Origin of the sequence: Saccharothrix sabaoui (genome assembly GCF_051756985.1) — a bacterium.
In the GTDB taxonomy this organism is placed as follows: Bacteria; Actinomycetota; Actinomycetes; order Mycobacteriales; family Pseudonocardiaceae; genus Actinosynnema.
The window spans coordinates 1-15,177 of the sequence record NZ_JBPKJK010000023.1 but is presented as its reverse complement, the minus strand read 5'-3'; the positions used below and the strand labels follow the sequence as shown (position 1 = coordinate 15,177).

The 15,177-nt window shown below is 75.3% G+C and carries 15 protein-coding genes; 5 read left to right on the top strand and 10 right to left on the bottom strand.

Annotated elements, in window-relative coordinates; all coding sequences use genetic code 11:
* Positions 1 to 45 precede the first annotated feature (45 nt).
* The 6 genes from ACR807_RS09615 to ACR807_RS09590 form a co-directional block, all read right to left on the bottom strand.
* Entirely contained in the window at positions 46 to 912 is an 867-nt protein-coding gene (locus tag ACR807_RS09615; RefSeq protein ID WP_438920879.1) for a siderophore-interacting protein, read from the bottom strand.
* Entirely contained in the window at positions 909 to 1,151 is a 243-nt protein-coding gene (locus ACR807_RS09610; RefSeq protein ID WP_438920878.1) for a phosphopantetheine-binding protein, read from the bottom strand. The genes ACR807_RS09615 and ACR807_RS09610 overlap by 4 nt, the downstream gene beginning before the upstream one ends.
* Entirely contained in the window at positions 1,148 to 1,822 is a 675-nt protein-coding gene (locus tag ACR807_RS09605) for an isochorismatase family protein (RefSeq protein ID WP_438920877.1), read from the bottom strand. Before ACR807_RS09605 ends, ACR807_RS09610 begins: the two co-directional genes overlap by 4 nt.
* Positions 1,823 to 1,827: 5 nt before the next feature.
* The gene (locus ACR807_RS09600) at positions 1,828 to 3,471 is read right to left on the bottom strand and encodes a (2,3-dihydroxybenzoyl)adenylate synthase (protein ID WP_438920876.1); all 1,644 of its coding nucleotides are present in this window, start codon (positions 3,469 to 3,471) and stop codon (positions 1,828 to 1,830) included.
* On the bottom strand, positions 3,468 to 4,667 hold the full coding sequence (locus tag ACR807_RS09595) for an isochorismate synthase (RefSeq protein WP_438920875.1): 1,200 nt from the start codon (positions 4,665 to 4,667) through the stop codon (positions 3,468 to 3,470). The genes ACR807_RS09600 and ACR807_RS09595 overlap by 4 nt, the downstream gene beginning before the upstream one ends.
* A gap of 139 nt (positions 4,668 to 4,806) precedes the next feature.
* Positions 4,807 to 5,580, bottom strand: coding sequence for a 2,3-dihydro-2,3-dihydroxybenzoate dehydrogenase (locus ACR807_RS09590; protein WP_438920874.1), 774 nt, complete (start codon positions 5,578 to 5,580; stop codon positions 4,807 to 4,809).
* Positions 5,581 to 5,812: 232 nt separating this feature from the next.
* Between ACR807_RS09590 and ACR807_RS09585 the strand changes: the two genes are divergently transcribed.
* From ACR807_RS09585 to bla, 4 genes are read left to right on the top strand one after another with little or no spacing between them, the layout of a single operon-like run.
* On the top strand, positions 5,813 to 6,460 hold the full coding sequence (locus tag ACR807_RS09585) for a helix-turn-helix transcriptional regulator (RefSeq protein WP_438920873.1): 648 nt from the start codon (positions 5,813 to 5,815) through the stop codon (positions 6,458 to 6,460).
* 29 nt (positions 6,461 to 6,489) lie between these two features.
* Positions 6,490 to 7,629, top strand: coding sequence for an alanine racemase (locus ACR807_RS09580; protein ID WP_438920872.1), 1,140 nt, complete (start codon positions 6,490 to 6,492; stop codon positions 7,627 to 7,629).
* Positions 7,630 to 7,632: 3 nt separating this feature from the next.
* On the top strand, positions 7,633 to 8,553 hold the full coding sequence (locus ACR807_RS09575; protein ID WP_438920871.1) for an ornithine cyclodeaminase family protein: 921 nt from the start codon (positions 7,633 to 7,635) through the stop codon (positions 8,551 to 8,553).
* On the top strand, positions 8,550 to 9,485 hold the full coding sequence (bla, locus tag ACR807_RS09570) for a class A beta-lactamase (RefSeq protein ID WP_438920870.1): 936 nt from the start codon (positions 8,550 to 8,552) through the stop codon (positions 9,483 to 9,485). The genes ACR807_RS09575 and bla overlap by 4 nt, the downstream gene beginning before the upstream one ends.
* A gap of 7 nt (positions 9,486 to 9,492) precedes the next feature.
* Here the strand turns inward: bla and ACR807_RS09565 are convergent, their stop codons facing one another.
* From ACR807_RS09565 to ACR807_RS09550, 4 genes are all read right to left on the bottom strand, one after another.
* A complete protein-coding gene (locus ACR807_RS09565; protein WP_438920869.1) occupies positions 9,493 to 10,275 on the bottom strand; it encodes a DUF899 family protein in 783 nt (260 codons plus the stop codon).
* 81 nt (positions 10,276 to 10,356) lie between these two features.
* Entirely contained in the window at positions 10,357 to 11,796 is a 1,440-nt protein-coding gene (locus tag ACR807_RS09560) for an amidohydrolase family protein (RefSeq protein ID WP_438920868.1), read from the bottom strand.
* 328 nt (positions 11,797 to 12,124) lie between these two features.
* Positions 12,125 to 12,520 (bottom strand): bacteriophage spanin2 family protein, encoded by a 396-nt coding sequence (locus ACR807_RS09555; protein WP_438920867.1) that lies wholly within the window; start codon positions 12,518 to 12,520, stop codon positions 12,125 to 12,127.
* Between the two features lie 264 nt (positions 12,521 to 12,784).
* Positions 12,785 to 14,233, bottom strand: coding sequence for a DHA2 family efflux MFS transporter permease subunit (locus ACR807_RS09550; RefSeq protein ID WP_438920866.1), 1,449 nt, complete (start codon positions 14,231 to 14,233; stop codon positions 12,785 to 12,787).
* A 188-nt stretch (positions 14,234 to 14,421) separates the two neighbouring features.
* On the opposite strand from ACR807_RS09550, the gene ACR807_RS09545 reads away from it, so the two are divergent.
* Positions 14,422 to 14,979: a GNAT family N-acetyltransferase gene (locus ACR807_RS09545; RefSeq protein WP_438920865.1), complete on the top strand. Its 558-nt coding sequence runs from the start codon at positions 14,422 to 14,424 to the stop codon at positions 14,977 to 14,979.
* Positions 14,980 to 15,177: the final 198 nt, after the last annotated feature.

The following is a 15,177-nucleotide window of genomic DNA, read 5'->3' as shown; positions in this document are numbered from 1 at the left end:
GGGTTTCCTCGGGATTCGGTGGTGCGGGGGTCGGTGGTGCGGGGGTCAGTGGTCGTGGTCGTCGTCGAAGTCGGCGACGCCGCGCTTCCAGTAGCCGGTGACGTCGTGGTCGGCCTTGGCCAGGCCCAGCTCGTCGCGGACCCAGCGGCGCAGCGGCTTGATCGAGCCCGCCTCGCCCGCGACCCACGCGTAGAGGCGTTCGCCGTCGGGCACCTCGACCGCGCGCACGGCGTCCGCCAGGAGGGTCGTGGTGCCGGCCGGGGCGTCGCCGCGGTGCAGCCAGCGCACCTCGACGTCCTCGGGCGCGGACAGCTCGATCTCCTCGCCGGCGTCCGCGACCTCGATGAACGCCCAGCCGGCCGCGGTGCGCGGCAGCTCCTCCAGCCACCGGGCGATGGCGGGCAGGGCGGTGAGGTCGCCCGCGAGCAGGTAGCGGTCGTAGTCGTGCGGCACGATCAGCCCGCCGGGCGGGCCGGCGACGTGCACGACCGCGCCGGGCTCGACCGAGCGCGCCCAGTCCGAGCCGAGGCCGCCGCCGTGCAGCGCCACGTCGATGTCCAGCTCGCCGGTGGCCGGGTCGTAGCGGCGCACGGTGTACTCGCGCGACGTCGGCGAGGGCCGCGGCCAGCGCAGCACGTTCCCGTTCTGCTCGGGCAGGCGCAGGGTGCCGTCCGGTTCGGGGAAGAGCAGCTTCACGTGCTCGTCGGGCGCGTGCGCCTCGAAGCCCTCGGTGCCCGGACCGCCCAGCGTCACGCGCAGCAGCCCGGAGCCGACCGCGGTGGTGCGCACGACCTCGGCCGCGCGGACGCGGATGGGGTAGCCCACCTTCTCCGCGCCCCGCCCCTCGCCGCCGCCCGCGCGCACCTCGGCGATGCGCTCCAGGTGCCGGTCGCGGTGGTCGACGCGGCTCACGCGGACGCCCCGGTGACCAGCTCGGTCCAGCGCTCCAGGCGCGGTTCCTCGGCGAGGTCGGCGAACTCCAGGTCGGTGGCCCCGGCGGCGCGCCAGCGCTCGACGAGGCTCATGATCCGCATCGAGTCCAGCCCGAGGTCGAGCAGGTCGGCGTCCTGGTCGACCTCGGCGGGCTCGACGCCGAGCAGGTCGGCGACGTCGGCGCGGAGGCGGTCGGCGGTCAGGGGCGTGGTGGTCATCGCGGTGCTCCTGCGGGGATCTGCGCCGGGGCGGCCAGCGCGGCCAGCACGTCGGCGGTGGTGGTGACGACGCCGCAGCGCTGCGCGACGTACTCGCACGCCTGGTCGTGCCGCTCCCGGGAGAAGTCGGCGACGGCGTCGTTGACCAGGAACGGCCGCACGTCGCGCATGAACGCCTCGACGGCGGTGGCCTGGCAGCCGATGTGCGCGTAGACGCCGGTGATCAGCAGCTGGTCGCGGCCCGCCTCGGCGAGCTGGTCGGCGAACGCGCTGCGCTGGAACGCGCTGTAGCGCCACTTGGTCAGCACGGTGTCGCCCGGCGCGGGGGCCAGCTCGGGGATGATGTCGGCGGCGCGCGGGTCGTCGTCGATGACCGCGCCGATGCCCGCACCCCAGAACTCGGTGAGCAGGCCGCGGTCGGCGGCGTCCTGCCGGCCGGGCTGCGCGGTGTAGAACACCGGCACGCCCCGCTCGCGCGCGGACGCGACCAGCGCGGCGATGTTGGCCGTCATCTCCGGGACCGGCGCGCCCTCGTAGGGGGCCAGGAAGTAGCGCTGCACGTCGTGCACGAGCAGCGCCGCGCGGGACGCGTCGGGCCGCCAGGACACCCGGCCGGCCGGGACCTCGTCCGCCGTGGGCAGCGGGTAGGGCTGGATCTTGGGCAGGGACACGGGTGTCACCCCTTCTTCTCGGCCAGGGCGGCCAGGGCCGCCCGCAGTTCGCGCTTGCTGGTCTTGCCGACCCCGGTCACCGGGAACTCCCCGACGACCTGGACCAGGTCGGGCACCTTGAACGCCGCGACGCCGCGGTCGCGCACGAAGCGGCGCAGCTCGGCGCCGGTGGGCGAGGCGCCCGCGGCGGGCACGACGTAGGCGCACGTCCGCTCGCCCAGGTAGGCGTCGGGCACCGCGACGACGGCGGCGTCCAGCACGTCCGGGTGGGCCATCAGGTGGTTCTCGACCTCTTCGGCGGCGACCTTCTCCCCGCCCCGGTTGATCTGCTCCTTGGCCCGGCCGACGACCTCCAGGTGGCCGGTGGGCGTGCGCCGCACCAGGTCGCCGGTCCGGTAGAAGCCGTCCTGGGTGAACGCGGTCGCGTTGTGCTCCCCGGCCCGGAAGTAGCCGCGGATCGTGTACGGGCCGCGGGTCAGCAGCGCGCCGACCTCCCCGTCCGGCACGACGGCGTCCGAGGGCGCGGCCGGGTCGTCCGGGTCCACGACGCGGACCTCGTCGTCGAGGGAGATCGGGCGGCCCTGCGTGCTCAGCACGACCTCGTCCGGGTCGTCGAGCCGGGTGTAGCAGACCAGGCCCTCGGCCATGCCGAACACCTGCTGCAACCGGCAGCCCAGCGCGGGGCCGATCCGCTCGGCCAGCTCGCGACCGCACTTGGCGCCGCCGACCAGCAGGACCTCCAGCGAGGACAGGTCGTGCCCGGTGCGCGCGGCGGCCTGCACCCAGGCGGCGGCGAGCGGCGGCACGACACCGCTGATCGTCACCCGCTCGGACTCGATGAGCCGGAACGCGGTGTCCGCGTCGGGGCGCGGGGCCAGCACGGTCGCCGCGCCCGCGTGCAGCGCGCCGAGGACGCCGGGCGAGCTGAGCGGGTAGTTGTGCGCGACGGGCAGCGCGGCCAGGTAGACGCTGTCCGGGCGCAGCGCGCAGATGCGGGCGCTCTCCCGGACGCTGTAGAGGTAGTCGTCGTGGGTGCGCGGGATCAGCTTCGGCAACCCGGTGCTGCCGCCGGAGAGCTGGAGGAACGCCACGCCCGCCGGGTCGGGGTCCGCCAGGTCGCGGGGCGCGGTGGCGGCGAGGTCGGCGAACTCCGGCGACCCCACCACGAGGACGTCGCGCACGGACGCCACGTCGTCGGCGACGGCGCGCGCGGTGCCCGCGTGGTCGTGCCGCTCGTGCCGGTCCACGGTGATGATCGCGACGGCCTCGCTCTGCTCGGCGAAGTGCCGCAGCTCGCTGTGCCGGTGGGCGGGCAGCGCGAACACCGGCCACGCGCCGACGCGCCACAGCCCGAACACGACCGGCACGAACTCCGGCACGTTCGGCAGCTGCACCACGACCCGGTCGCCCGGCCGCACGCCCGACTCGACCAGCCCGGCGGCGATCCGGTGCGCCCGCTCGTCCAGCTCGGCGAACGTCCAGCGCGACGCGACGCCGTCGCGCTCACCCACCACGGCGGTCCGACCGGAGTGGGCGGCGGCCAACGCGGTGAGCCACGTGCCGAACGTCTGCCCGCGCCAGTGCCCGGACGCGCGGTAGCGGGCCGCGACGTCGGCGGGCCAGGCGACGTGGTCGACGTTCGCGCTCACGCCGCGCCCTCCAGGCCCAGCGCGCGCAGCAGCGTGCGGAACTTGGCGCTGGTCTCGGCCAGCTCGGCGGCCGGGTCGGAACCGGCGACGATCCCGGCCCCGGCGAACAGCCGCACCGTCCGGTCGCACACCTCGGCGCTGCGGATCGTGACGACCCACTCGCCGTCGCCCTCCAGGCCGGTCCAGCCGACCAGGCCCGAGTAGTAGCCGCGGTCCTCGGGCTCCAGCTCGGCGATGGCGGAGCGGGCGCGCCCGACCGGCACCCCGCACACGGCGGGGGTCGGGTGCAGCGCCTCGGCCAGCGCCAGCGAGGAGGAGCCGGGGTCGGTCGGGTCGGCGAGCCGGCCGGTGATCCGGGTCGACAGGTGCCACATCGTGGGCGTGCCGATGACCACGGGGTCGGCGGGCGCGTCCAGCTCGGCGCAGAAACCGCCCAGCACCCCGGCGACCTGCGCGGCGACGTGCGCGTGCTCGTGGCGGTCCTTCTCCGAGGCCAGCAGCTCCGCGATCCGCCTGCGGTTCTCCGCCTCGTCCGCGACGCGCGGCCGGGACCCGGCCAGCGGGTTGGCCGTCACCACGTCGCCGCGCCGCGACACCAGCAGCTCGGGGCTCGCGCCGACCAGCGTGCGGGGGGCGGGATCGCCGGGGGCGCTGACGTCGACGGCGAAGGCGTGCGCGGCCGGGTCGGCGCGCACCAGGCGGGCCAGCAGCGACGGCACGGCGACCGGGTCGGCGGCGACGAGTTCGAGGCAGCGGGCCAGCACGACCTTGTCCAGCTCGCCCCGGTCGATCAGCTCCAGCGCGGCGCGGACGCCGTCGGCGTAGCCCTCCGGCTCGGGCCGCGGCGTGATGGACCACCGGGTCGAGCCGAACGGCGTGACCGGCACGTCGGCCGCGGAGTTGGCGCCCGACCGGCGCACCAGGGCGGGCACGACCAGGCTGGCCTCGGCGTCGGGCCGGAACCCGATCGCGCCGACGACCACGGGTTCGTCCACGCCGCCCACCGCCGCCGCGTCGAGGGCCTCGGCCGCCGCGCGCGCCCGCGCGCCGTGGCCGGCGCGGACGGTCGTGTGCACGCCGTCGGCGAGCAGCGAACCGCGCGCCGAGGAGAAGTAGAACGACCCCGGCAGGTAGGCGGCCAGCAGGTCGGCCGCCCGGTGCACGGGCCGGGGGCGGACCAGAGCAGGTGGGGACACGTCGTGGTTCCCTTTCGGTGACAGCGCGGAGCGCTCGACAGCCACTGGTGGAGACGAGGTGGGCAGGGGTTCGCCGACGCCCACAGGGCATCCGTGTTGGTTAGCCTAACCTAACTTTAATGCTCGCGAAAGGCGCTCGTCACGCGCGCAGGGTCGCCCCGCCGTCGACGAACAGGTTCTGCATGGTGATGTGGCGCGCGCGGTCGGAGGCCAGGAAGAGGACCGCGTCGGCGATGTCGGCGGGGTCCGCGATGCGGCCCAGCGGGATGCCGACCCGGAACTGCTCCGGGGACCCCGCCACGACCGCGTCGGCACCGTTCTCGTCCGTCCACAACAGACGTTGCATGTCCGTGTCGGTCGACCCGGGCGACACCACGTTGCACCGGATGCCGGAACCGGCCAGCTCCAACCCCAGGCAGCGGGTGAGCATGGTGGCCGCGGCCTTGGACGCCGCGTAGGCACCCATGCCGGTGCGGGGCACGCCGGAGGCGTTCGACCCGACGGTGACCAGCACCCCGTCCCGGCGGGGCACCATCCGGCGCGACACCTCCCGCAGCACGTGGAACACGCCGGTCGCGTTGACCGCGAAGGTGGCCGCCCAGTCCTCGTCGGTGGTGTCGCACACGGCCGCCGGCCGCAGCACCCCCGCCACGGACACCGCGATGCCGATCGGCCCGAGGGTCCGCTCCACCTCGTCCACGACGCCGGCGACCGCCGCGGCGTCGGCGACGTCGGCGACGAAGGGCGTGACCCGGTCGTCCCGGAGGAGGCGCACACCGGGGTCGACGTCGAGCGCGGCGACCGAGGCCCCCGCGCGGACCAGGCCGTCCACCACCGCCGCGCCGATACCGCGAGCCGCGCCGGTCACCAGCGCGACCCTGCCTCCGATGCCCGCACCCCAGTGCTCAGACACGACAACCCCTCCACGACGAGAACTTCGCTTAGGCTTACCTAAGCGCGCCGTCGTGTCCAGTCCCCCGAACAGCCCACCGGCGTGATCTGGATCTCCAGTCGACCGATCAGTCCACTGTGGACAACCTCTCGCCACGCCTGTCGCCGTGCTGTCGCACGGCTGTTGACCTTTGGACTTTTCATCCAAGAGTTGGACGTATAGTCTGAGTCAACCGCCGGGAGAGGGAGGTTCCGTGCCGAACGGGTCCGGGGACGCGGTGCTGGCCGCGCTGCTGCCGGTCGTGGAGGGGTTGGCCGCGACCTTCGGCCCGGCGTGCGAGGTCGTCCTGCACGACTACCGCCGGGGCGAGAACTCCGTGGTCGCGGTGGCCGGGGACGTGACCGGCCGGCAGGTCGGCGGCGCGCTCAGCGAGATCGGCCTGTCCGTGCTGTCCCGGGGCGCCGACGCGGTCAACGACCTGAACTACGTCACGCACGCGCCCAACGGCCGCGTCGTCAAGTCCTCGACGATGCCGCTGCGGGACGCCGACGGGACGCTGATCGGCGCACTGTGCGTCAACCTCGACGTCACCGCGCTGCGCCAGGCGGGCGACCTGCTCGCCGCGATGGGCGGCACGGCGCCGGCGGCGCTGCCGACCACCACCTTCACCAACGACTTCGACGAGGTCGTCGACGCCGTGGTGCGCGCCGAGGAGCTGGCGCGCGGCAAGCCGGTCGACGGCCTGAACCGCGCCGAGCGGCTCGTCCTGCTGCGCGCGCTCGACGAGCGGGGCGTGTTCGCCGTGCGCAATGCGGTGACCCGCGTCGCGACCAGGCTGGGCGTGTCCCGCTCCGGCCTGTACGCCGACCTCGCCGACAGCCGCGGGCGGGCGGACCGATGAGACCGGGCGGACCGACGAGAGGGGCAAGCATGGGGCACGACACCCTGGACCGGGTGGCGACACCGTTCCTGGCACTGGACCGACCGGTGGTCGAGGCGAACGTCGCCCGGCTGCGGCGGCACCTGGACGGGCGGGGCGCGGTGCTGCGACCGCACGTGAAGACGGCCAAGTCCGTCGAGGTGGCGCGACTGGCGTTCGACGGCGGGACCGGTCCGATCACGGTCTCCACGCTGGCCGAGGCCGAGGCGTTCGCCGACGCGGGGTTCACCGACGTGGTCTACGCGGTGGGCATCGCGCCGGACAAGCTCGACCGCGTGGTCGCCCTGCGCCGGCGCGGCGTGGACCTCGTCGTGCTGCTGGACAGCGCGGCGCAGGCGGTCGCGGTCGCCGACGCGTCGCGGGAGCACGGCGCGCCGGTCCCGGCGCTGGTCGAGGTGGACTGCGACGGCCACCGCGGCGGCGTGCGCCCCGGCGACCCGGTCGTGCTCGACATCGCCGAGGCCCTGGTCGGGGGCGGCGCGGAACTGCGCGGCGTGCTGACCCACGCGGGCGAGTCGTACTTCGCGCGCACCCCGGAGGAGCTGGCCGCCGCCGCGGAGGGCGAGCGGCTCGCCGCGGTGCGCGTCGCGGAGGACCTGCGGGCGGCGGGCCACGCGGTCCCGGTGGTGAGCGTCGGCTCGACGCCGACCGCGCACGCCGCGCTCGACCTCACCGGCGTCACCGAGGTCCGGGCGGGCAACTTCGTGTTCTTCGACCTCGTCATGGCGGGCATCGGCGTGTGCTCGGTGGACGACCTGGCCCTGTCGGTGGTCGTCACCGTCATCGGGCACCGACCGGACAAGGGCTGGATCATGACCGACGGCGGGTGGATGGCGACCTCGCGCGACCGCGGCACGGCCCGCCAGACCGTGGACCAGGGCTACGGCCTCGTCGCGGACCTCGACGGGAAGCTCCACCACGACCTGCTGATGACCGACGCGAGCCAGGAGCACGGCACGCTGTCCCTGCGGCCGGGCAGCGCCGCCGCCCTGCCGGACCTGCCGGTGGGCACGCGGGTGCGGGTGCTGCCCAACCACGCGTGCGCGACCGCCGCGCAGCACGACCGCTACCACGTGACCCCCGGGTCGCGGGACGTCCTGGCCGTGTGGCCGCGCGTGCGGGGCTGGTGAACCGTGCGCTTCCTCTCCGAGGCCCGGTCCGCGGCCCTGATCGACGAGCGGATCGCCTACGACGCCGTCCGCGCCGCGTTCCTCGCCGCCGCCGACTCCGCGTCCTTCCCCACCGTGCACGGCCACGGGTCCGACCCGGCCAACCGCTTCACGGTCAAGTCCGCCTCGTCCGCCGACCTGGCGGGCGTCAAGGTCGGCAGCTACTGGCCCGGCAACGACGCCGCGGGCCTGCCGCGCCACAACTCGACCGTGCTGCTGGTCGACCAGTCCACGGGCCGGATCGGCGCGGTCGTCGAGGCGGGCGTGGTGAACGCCTACCGCACCGCCGCGGCCGACGCCGTGGCCGCCGACGTCCTGGCCCGGCCCGACGCGAGCACGCTGGCCGTCTTCGGCACCGGGCACCAGGCGCTGTACGAGTGCGTCGCGCTGGCCCGCGTCCGTCCACTGGAGACGGTCCACGTCGTGGCCCGCTCGGCGGAGCGCGGCGAGCGCTTCGTCGCCGCCCTGGTCGACCGCGGCCTGCCCGCCCGGCTCACGCCCGCCCGCGAGGCGTGCCGCGCCGACCTCGTCGTCACCGCGACCACCGCCACCGCGCCGCTGTTCGACGCGGACTGGATCGAGCCCGGCACCCACGTGGCGAGCATGGGCTCCGACGCGCGCGGCAAGCAGGAGCTGCCACCGGCGCTGCTGGAGCGGGCGCGGCTGTTCTGCGACCTGCCCGCCCAGTCGGTCGCCATCGGCGAGTTCCAGCACGTGGCCGACCGGGTCGCGGACGGCTCGCTGACCCTGACCGCGGTGGGCGATGTGCTGGCCGGGCGCGCCGAGGGGCGGCGTTCCCCGGACGACACCACGGTCTTCGACAGCTCCGGCCTGGCACTCCAGGACCTGCACGTGGCCGCGGCGCTGCTGGCGGCGTCGACGTGAGGCGGTCCGCCGCCGCGGTCCTCGCGCTCGCCGTGCTCACCGGGTGCGCGGCCCGGCCGGCCCCGCCGTCACCCGGCACCGCCGCATCGTCCGGCACCGCGTCATCCGGCACCGCGTCACCCGGCACGGCCTCGGCGAGCGCCACCCCGGCCGCGGACGGCGAGTTCGCCCGGTTGGAGGCGGAGTTCGGCGCCGCGCTCGGCGTGTACGCGCTGGACACCGGCACCGGCCGCGAGATCGCCTACTGCGCCGACCGGAGGTTCGCGTACGCCTCGACGGTCAAGGCGCTCGCCGTGGGCGCGCTGCTGCGGCAGCGGACGATCCCCGAGCTGGACGAGGTGGTGACCTACGCGCAGGCCGACGTGGTCGCCCACTCCCCCGTCACCGCGGGCCGCGTCGCCACCGGCGTCACGCTGCGCGAGGCGGCCGACGCGGCGATCCGGCTGAGCGACAACACGGCGGCGAACCTGCTGTTCCGCGCCCTGGGCGGTCCCGCGGGCCTGGGCGCGGAGCTGCGCGGGGTCGGGGACACCACCACGCACGTGGACCGGGTGGAGACGCAGCTGAACGAGGCCGCGCCCGGCGACGTCCGCGACACCAGCACCCCCCGCGCGCTGGCGGGCAGCCTGCGCGCCTTCACCCTCGGCGACGCGCTCCCCGGGGACGAGCGGGAGTTCCTGGTCGGCCTGCTGCGCGCGAACACCACGGGCGACGACCTGATCCGCGCCGGCCTGCCCGCCGACTGGGTCGTCGGGGACAAGACGGGCGCGGGCGGCCACGGGACGCGCAACGACATCGCCGTGGCCTGGCCACCCGGCGGCGCGGCCCCGGTCGTGCTCGCGGTCATGTCGACCCGCGGCACGCCGGGCGCCGGGCACGACGACGCGCTGATCGCCCGCGCCGCCGGGGTGGTGGCCGACCACCTGCGGTGACCCCGGGTCAGTGGCAGTGACCGGCGCGGCCGAGGGTGTCCTCCGCGGTCGCGCCGGGACGGGTCCACTGCGGCGCGGGACGGCCGGTCGCGCCCCAGGTGGGGTTCCCGTCCGCGTCCACGCGCCAGTACCAGCACGGGTGCTGCCCCTCGGGCCAGCCCTCGGGGGTGTCCTGCCACGCCTCGCGGCGGCCGTAGGGCGTCATGTCGAGCAGGGCGAAGGCCGGGTTGAGCGGCTCGTTGCCGCGCCCCGTCGTGGAGTAGGTGAGGAACACGCGGTCGCCGTCGCGCAGGAAGCAGGCGATGTGCCCCATGTCCCCGCCCACCGGGGCCTCCGCGTCGCGCGCCGAGTACCAGGGCTGGGTGTAGCCCATGAACTCGACGTAGGGGGCCACCTCCTCCCACCGCCCCTCGGTCAGGACGGCGAACGAGACGCCGCGGGCGTTGAGGTAGACGGCGTCCCGCAGGCCCCAGGCCGCGGTGGTGCAGCCCTCGCACTGCCCCTGGTGCGGCGCGCCGTCGTGCCACATGTGCTTGTAGACCACGAGTTCGTCGCGGCCCTGGAACAGGTCGAGGAACGGGACCGGGCCGTCGGGTCCGACCACCTCGACCGTCCCGTCGAACTCCACCATCGGCAGCCGGCGGCGGGCCGCGGCGAGCGCGTCGCCCTCGCGGGTGTGGGCCTTCTCGCGGACCAGGAGCTCGTCGCGGGCGGCCTGCCAGGTGGCCAGGTCGACGACGGGTGGCCGGCCCGGTGACGTGGTGGTCGGGTGGCTCGGCGTGGTCGTCATGGTGTCCTCCGCGGTGGTGCCCGGTCGGTGTCCTACGACGTCCTACCAGAGCGGTCCGACATCGCCGGACGTGTCCGGACGTCAGGGCCGGTTCCGGGTGGTGCCGCGGTAGTCCGTGTAGGTGTACGGGTTGTCCCGCACCTCGGGCTCGGGGACGTCCGGGTTCATGCCCTTCGCCCACGCCTCCTCGCCGAGCCGCGAGCGCAGGTGCTCGACCGTCCGCTCGACGCCCGCGCGCACCGCGGCGAGGTCGACGCCGACGAGCCGGTGGTCCCGCTTGACCACGCGGCCGTCCACGACCACCGCCTCCACGTCGCCGCGCTGCGCCTGGAACACCACGTGCCCGTGCGGGTTGAGCAGCGGGAACATCACCGGCGAGCGCTCGTTGCGGATCAGCACCAGGTCGGCCTTCCTGCCGACCTCGACGCTGCCCAGGTCGGCCTCGCGCCCCAGCGCCCGCGCGCCGCCCAGGGTGGCCCACTCCACGACCTGCTCGGCGCGCAGCGACGAGTGCGTGACCGTGCCGCCCTCGGCGTGCGCGGCCAGGTGCTCGCGGGCGCGGTCGGCGCCCAGGGTGGCGCGCATCGCGGAGAACAGGTCGCCGCTCCACCACACCGAGGTGTCCGACGACAGCGACACCGGGATGCCGTGCGCGCGGATCGCCCACGTGGGCGGGTAGCCCTGGCCGGCGCTCTGCTCGCTCTCGGTCGACACGGACACCGAGCCGCCGGTCGCCGCGATGCGCCGGTAGGAGTCCGCGGACAGCGACGCGGCGTGCACGTACACCGTGCCGGGCGTGGCGAAGCCGTGCTCGTGCATGAGCCGCACGCCGTCGTCGCCGGTCGCGCCCCAGACCCCGGCGTGGGTGGTGACCGCGACGCCCAGCTCGCGGGCCACCTCGAACGCGGGCCGCTCCGGGAACGCCGGGTCGCCGGTGACGTCGAAGGCCAGCTGGAGGCCGAGCAGGTCGCCGTCCCCGCCCCGGCGGGCGACGAAGTCCCGGAACGCCGGGTCGGCGCTCCACACCGCCGGTGCCTCGTGGATGTTGCCGTACGCCAGCACGAACCGGCCGGGCACCGCCTCCAGGGCGTCGACGGCGGCGTCGGCGTGCTCGGTGGTGCGCAGGCCGTGCGACCAGTCGACGGTCGTGGTGACGCCGGCGTCCAGCGCCTCGACCGCGCCCAGCAGGTTGCCCGCGTGCACGTCCTCGGGGCGGAAGTGCCTGCCCCACTCCAGGTAGTACCAGGCGAAGTACTGGGTGAGGGTCCAGTCCGCGCCGTAGCCGCGCATCGCGGTCTGCCACAGGTGGCGGTGGGTGTCGACCATGCCGGGCAGGACGATGCCTCCGGTCGCGTCGATCTCGTCCGTGCCGGGCGGCACGTCCAGCCGGGGCCCGACGGCGGCGATCCGGTCGCCGACCACCAGGACGTCGTGGTCGGCGAGCACGCGGTGCCGGGCGTCGACGGTGAGGACGGTGCCGCCGCGCAGGACGAGGGGGCGGCGGTCGCCGGGCACGCTCATCGGCCGCTCCCGGGCATCCTCGCCTGACCGCCGTGCGGACAGCCGTCCGCAGGAGCGCAGTCTTCAACCCCGGCTCGGACCCGTCAACCCCGCGTCTCAGGAGGCCGCACGCGGGGCGGTCTGAGGACGACGCCCGTGCGCGCGGACCACGGCAGGCTCACGACCGCCCGCCCCGCACCGCACCGCCCGCCGGACCCGGGCGCCGGCGTCGACCGGCAGGTGCAGGTCGACGACGAGCACCCGGCGGCCACCGCCACCACCGACCCCGGAGCGCGCATCACGCGGGGGTGGTTGCCGTTCCCTCGGACGGCACCCCCGCGCGGGCGGGTCAGGGGGCGCAGGCGGAGGTGAGCGCGGCCACCTGCGTGGCCTTCGTCTCCAGCCACGCGGCCGGCCGCGTGACCAGGTCGTCCAGGGTCACGCTGCTCAACGTGCCCGCCAGGGCGGTGATGGCCTCGGTGACGGTGGTGTCGGCGGCGCGGGTCGCCAGGTCGCCCAGGGACGCGGCGGTCTCGTGCGCCTGGTCCACCGCCTGCTGCGGCGAGGACGTGTCGAACGAGGTGGTGGCCCGCGTCAGCGCGTCGGCGCAGACCTGGACGGCATTCGCGGTGTTCGCGACGGCGTTGGCGGTGTCGGCCGCGTCCTGCACCGCGCCGCAGGCGCTGAGGGCGGCGACGGCGGCGAGACCGGTGATGGCGGTGGCGAGGCGTGCGGAGGTGCGCATGGTCCGTCCTTCCGGGACGTGAGGGGGCTGCTGCGGTGGACACCGGCGAACACGCGGGTCCTAGCTGCGAACGACCATGAACACACCTCCGGTTCTCGAACGAACCAGAGGTCTCCCCGACCACCGCGAGCGGTGGCGCCGTGACCGAACCGCCACGGGGCGGTCGTAATGACGATCACGGGCTGGGTGGGTACTCCCCTCCGCACCTCCAGGATGGCGAAACACCGCCGCCCTGTCAAACGGCCCCGGCGCCCCCCGCGGGCGTCACGCGTGGGAGTCGGCCTTGCCCCCCTTGATCGCGAGGGAACCGGCCACCGCCACCAGCGAGAGGACCGCCGAGAGCAGGAACGCCGTGTGCATGCCGCCCATCTCGGCGCCGATCGCGGGCTCGCCGGACGCGGCCAGGTCGGCGGCGCGCGCGCTCATCACGCTCACCAGCAGCGCCACCCCGGCCGCGGCGGCCAACTGCTGGGTGGTGCTGAAGACGGCGCTGCCGTGCGAGTAGAGCCGGGACGGCAGCGCGCCCAGGCCGGCGGAGAACAGCGGGGTGAACGAGAACGCCAACCCGAAGCTCAGCGCGAGGTGGAACACCAGGACCAGCGCGGGCGCCGTGGCGGCGTCGAAGCCGGTCGCGAACCACAGGGACCCGCTGGTCGCGATGGTGCCGACGATCAGCAGCAGGCGCGGGCCCACGCGGTCGTAGAGCCGGCCGACGAACGGCGACAGCAGGCCCATCAGCAGACCGCCGGGCAGCAGCAGGAGGCCCGTGGTGAGCGGCTCCAGGCGCAGCACGTTCTGCATGTAGATCGGCAGGATGGTGGCGACGCCGAGCAGCAGGCCCATCATCACCATCATCAGGGCGCTGCTGACGGTGAACGTGCGGAAGGCGAACGTGCGCAGGTCCAGCAGGGCGCGTTCACGGCGCTGGAGCGAGACCTGGCGCAGCACGAACGCGGCGACGCCGAGCACGCCCACGGTGAGCGACGTCCACAGCACGGTGGAGGCGCCCTCGCCGGAGTGGCCGATGCTGGACAGGCCGTAGACCAGGCCACCGAACCCGACCACGGACAGCACGACCGACAGCACGTCCATCGGCGCGTCGCTCGACTCGCCGACCGGCGTCACCCGGCGCAGGCCCAGCACGAGGGTCGCCAGCGAGATCGGGAGCACCACCCAGAACATCGCGCGCCAGCCGGACAGGTCGAGCACCACGCCGCCCACGGTGGGGCCGATGGCGGGCGCGACGGAGATGACGATCGAGATGTTGCCCATCACGGCGCCCCGGCGCGCGGCCGGCACGAGCGTCATGACGGTCGTCATCAGCAGCGGCAGCATGATCGCGGTGCCGAACGCCTGCACGACGCGCGCCGCCATCAGCACCTCGAAGCCGGGCGCGAGCGCCGCGATCAGCGTGCCCGCGCTGAACAGGCTCATCGCCACGCCGAACAGCACGCGCGTGGGCACCCGCTGGATCAGGTAGCCGGTGACCGGGATGACCACCGCCATGGTGAGCAGGAACCCGGCGGTGAGCCACTGGCCGACCGCCGCGGTCACGTCCAGCTCGACCAGCAGCACGGGCAGGGCCACGCCCATGATCGTCTCGTTGAGGATGACGACGAACGTGGCGACGAGCAGCACGGCGATCACGACGCGATCGCCGCGGCCGAGCGCGGGCGGCGACGCGACGGCGTCGGACACACCTGCGGAAGTCATGCAGATCCCCCAGAACGGATGACGGGCGCGGAAAAGGGCGACAGCGCCCCGAACAAGGACAACCCTACCGCCGCGTGCGGTATTCCAGCCGCGCATTTACGCCGCCGGCGGAACACCTCGTGACGTGCCGCGGGCGCGGAGCGGAAATCCGCGTGCCCGCCGGCGGTGTTCCGCGACACCATGGCCGGGTGCCCGCTCCGGTCCCGGTCGACCCCGCCCACCCCGACCCCGACCCCGACCCCGTCCCGGTCGACGCGGCGGGCGGGCGGTCCACGCCCCGGCTGCGCCTGCGGCGCGTGGTGGCGGACGACCTGGACGCGTTCGTCGCGCTCGAAGCGGCCCTGCGGTCCCGGGAGGCACCCCCGCGCGACCCGCCGGACCGCGCGGAGTCCGCCCGCTACCTCGACGCGTTCACGGCGGTGTGGGAGCGCGGGGAGCTGGGCTACTGGGCGATGGTGTTCCGGGGCCGCGTCGCCGGCTTCGGCGGTGTGCAGCCGAAGCCGTGGCGGGGCCGGCGCTGCTGGAACCTGTACTACCGGGTGCACCCCGACCTGTGGGGCCTGGGCCTGGCGACCGAGACGGCGCGCGAGGCGGTCGCCGCCGCCCGGGGGGCGCACCCGTCGTGGCCGGTCCTGGTGGAGACCCGCCCGGACAACGCCGCGGCCGTCGCGGTGGCCGAGCGGGTCGGGTTGACCAGGCGGGAACCGGAGGACGGCTGGGCCGTGCTGCTGCTGGACCCGGCCTGAGCGGGCGCACCCGCGGCCGTCACACCGGTGCCGTCACACCCGCGACGTCACACCCGCGACGCGGTGGCGACCACGGCGGCGCCGCCCTGCGCGACGCAGCCCTGCGCGCCGCCGGGTCGTGACGGGCGTCCTGGCCGGTGCCGCGCGACGCGTGACCGGCCAGGACCATCCACACCGGACGTCCACACGGGAATCGGG

Excerpts from the sequence above, each read along its gene's own strand:
- ACR807_RS09550 (WP_438920866.1), bottom strand. The coding sequence starts at position 14,233 with ATGACTTCCGCAGGTGTGTCCGACGCCGTCGCGTCGCCGCCCGCGCTC.
- ACR807_RS09555 (WP_438920867.1), bottom strand. The coding sequence starts at position 12,520 with ATGCGCACCTCCGCACGCCTCGCCACCGCCATCACCGGTCTCGCCGCC.
- ACR807_RS09580 (WP_438920872.1), top strand. The coding sequence starts at position 6,490 with ATGGGGCACGACACCCTGGACCGGGTGGCGACACCGTTCCTGGCACTG.
- ACR807_RS09565 (WP_438920869.1), bottom strand. The coding sequence starts at position 10,275 with ATGACGACCACGCCGAGCCACCCGACCACCACGTCACCGGGCCGGCCA.
- ACR807_RS09610 (WP_438920878.1), bottom strand. The coding sequence starts at position 1,151 with ATGACCACCACGCCCCTGACCGCCGACCGCCTCCGCGCCGACGTCGCC.
- ACR807_RS09560 (WP_438920868.1), bottom strand. The coding sequence starts at position 11,796 with ATGAGCGTGCCCGGCGACCGCCGCCCCCTCGTCCTGCGCGGCGGCACC.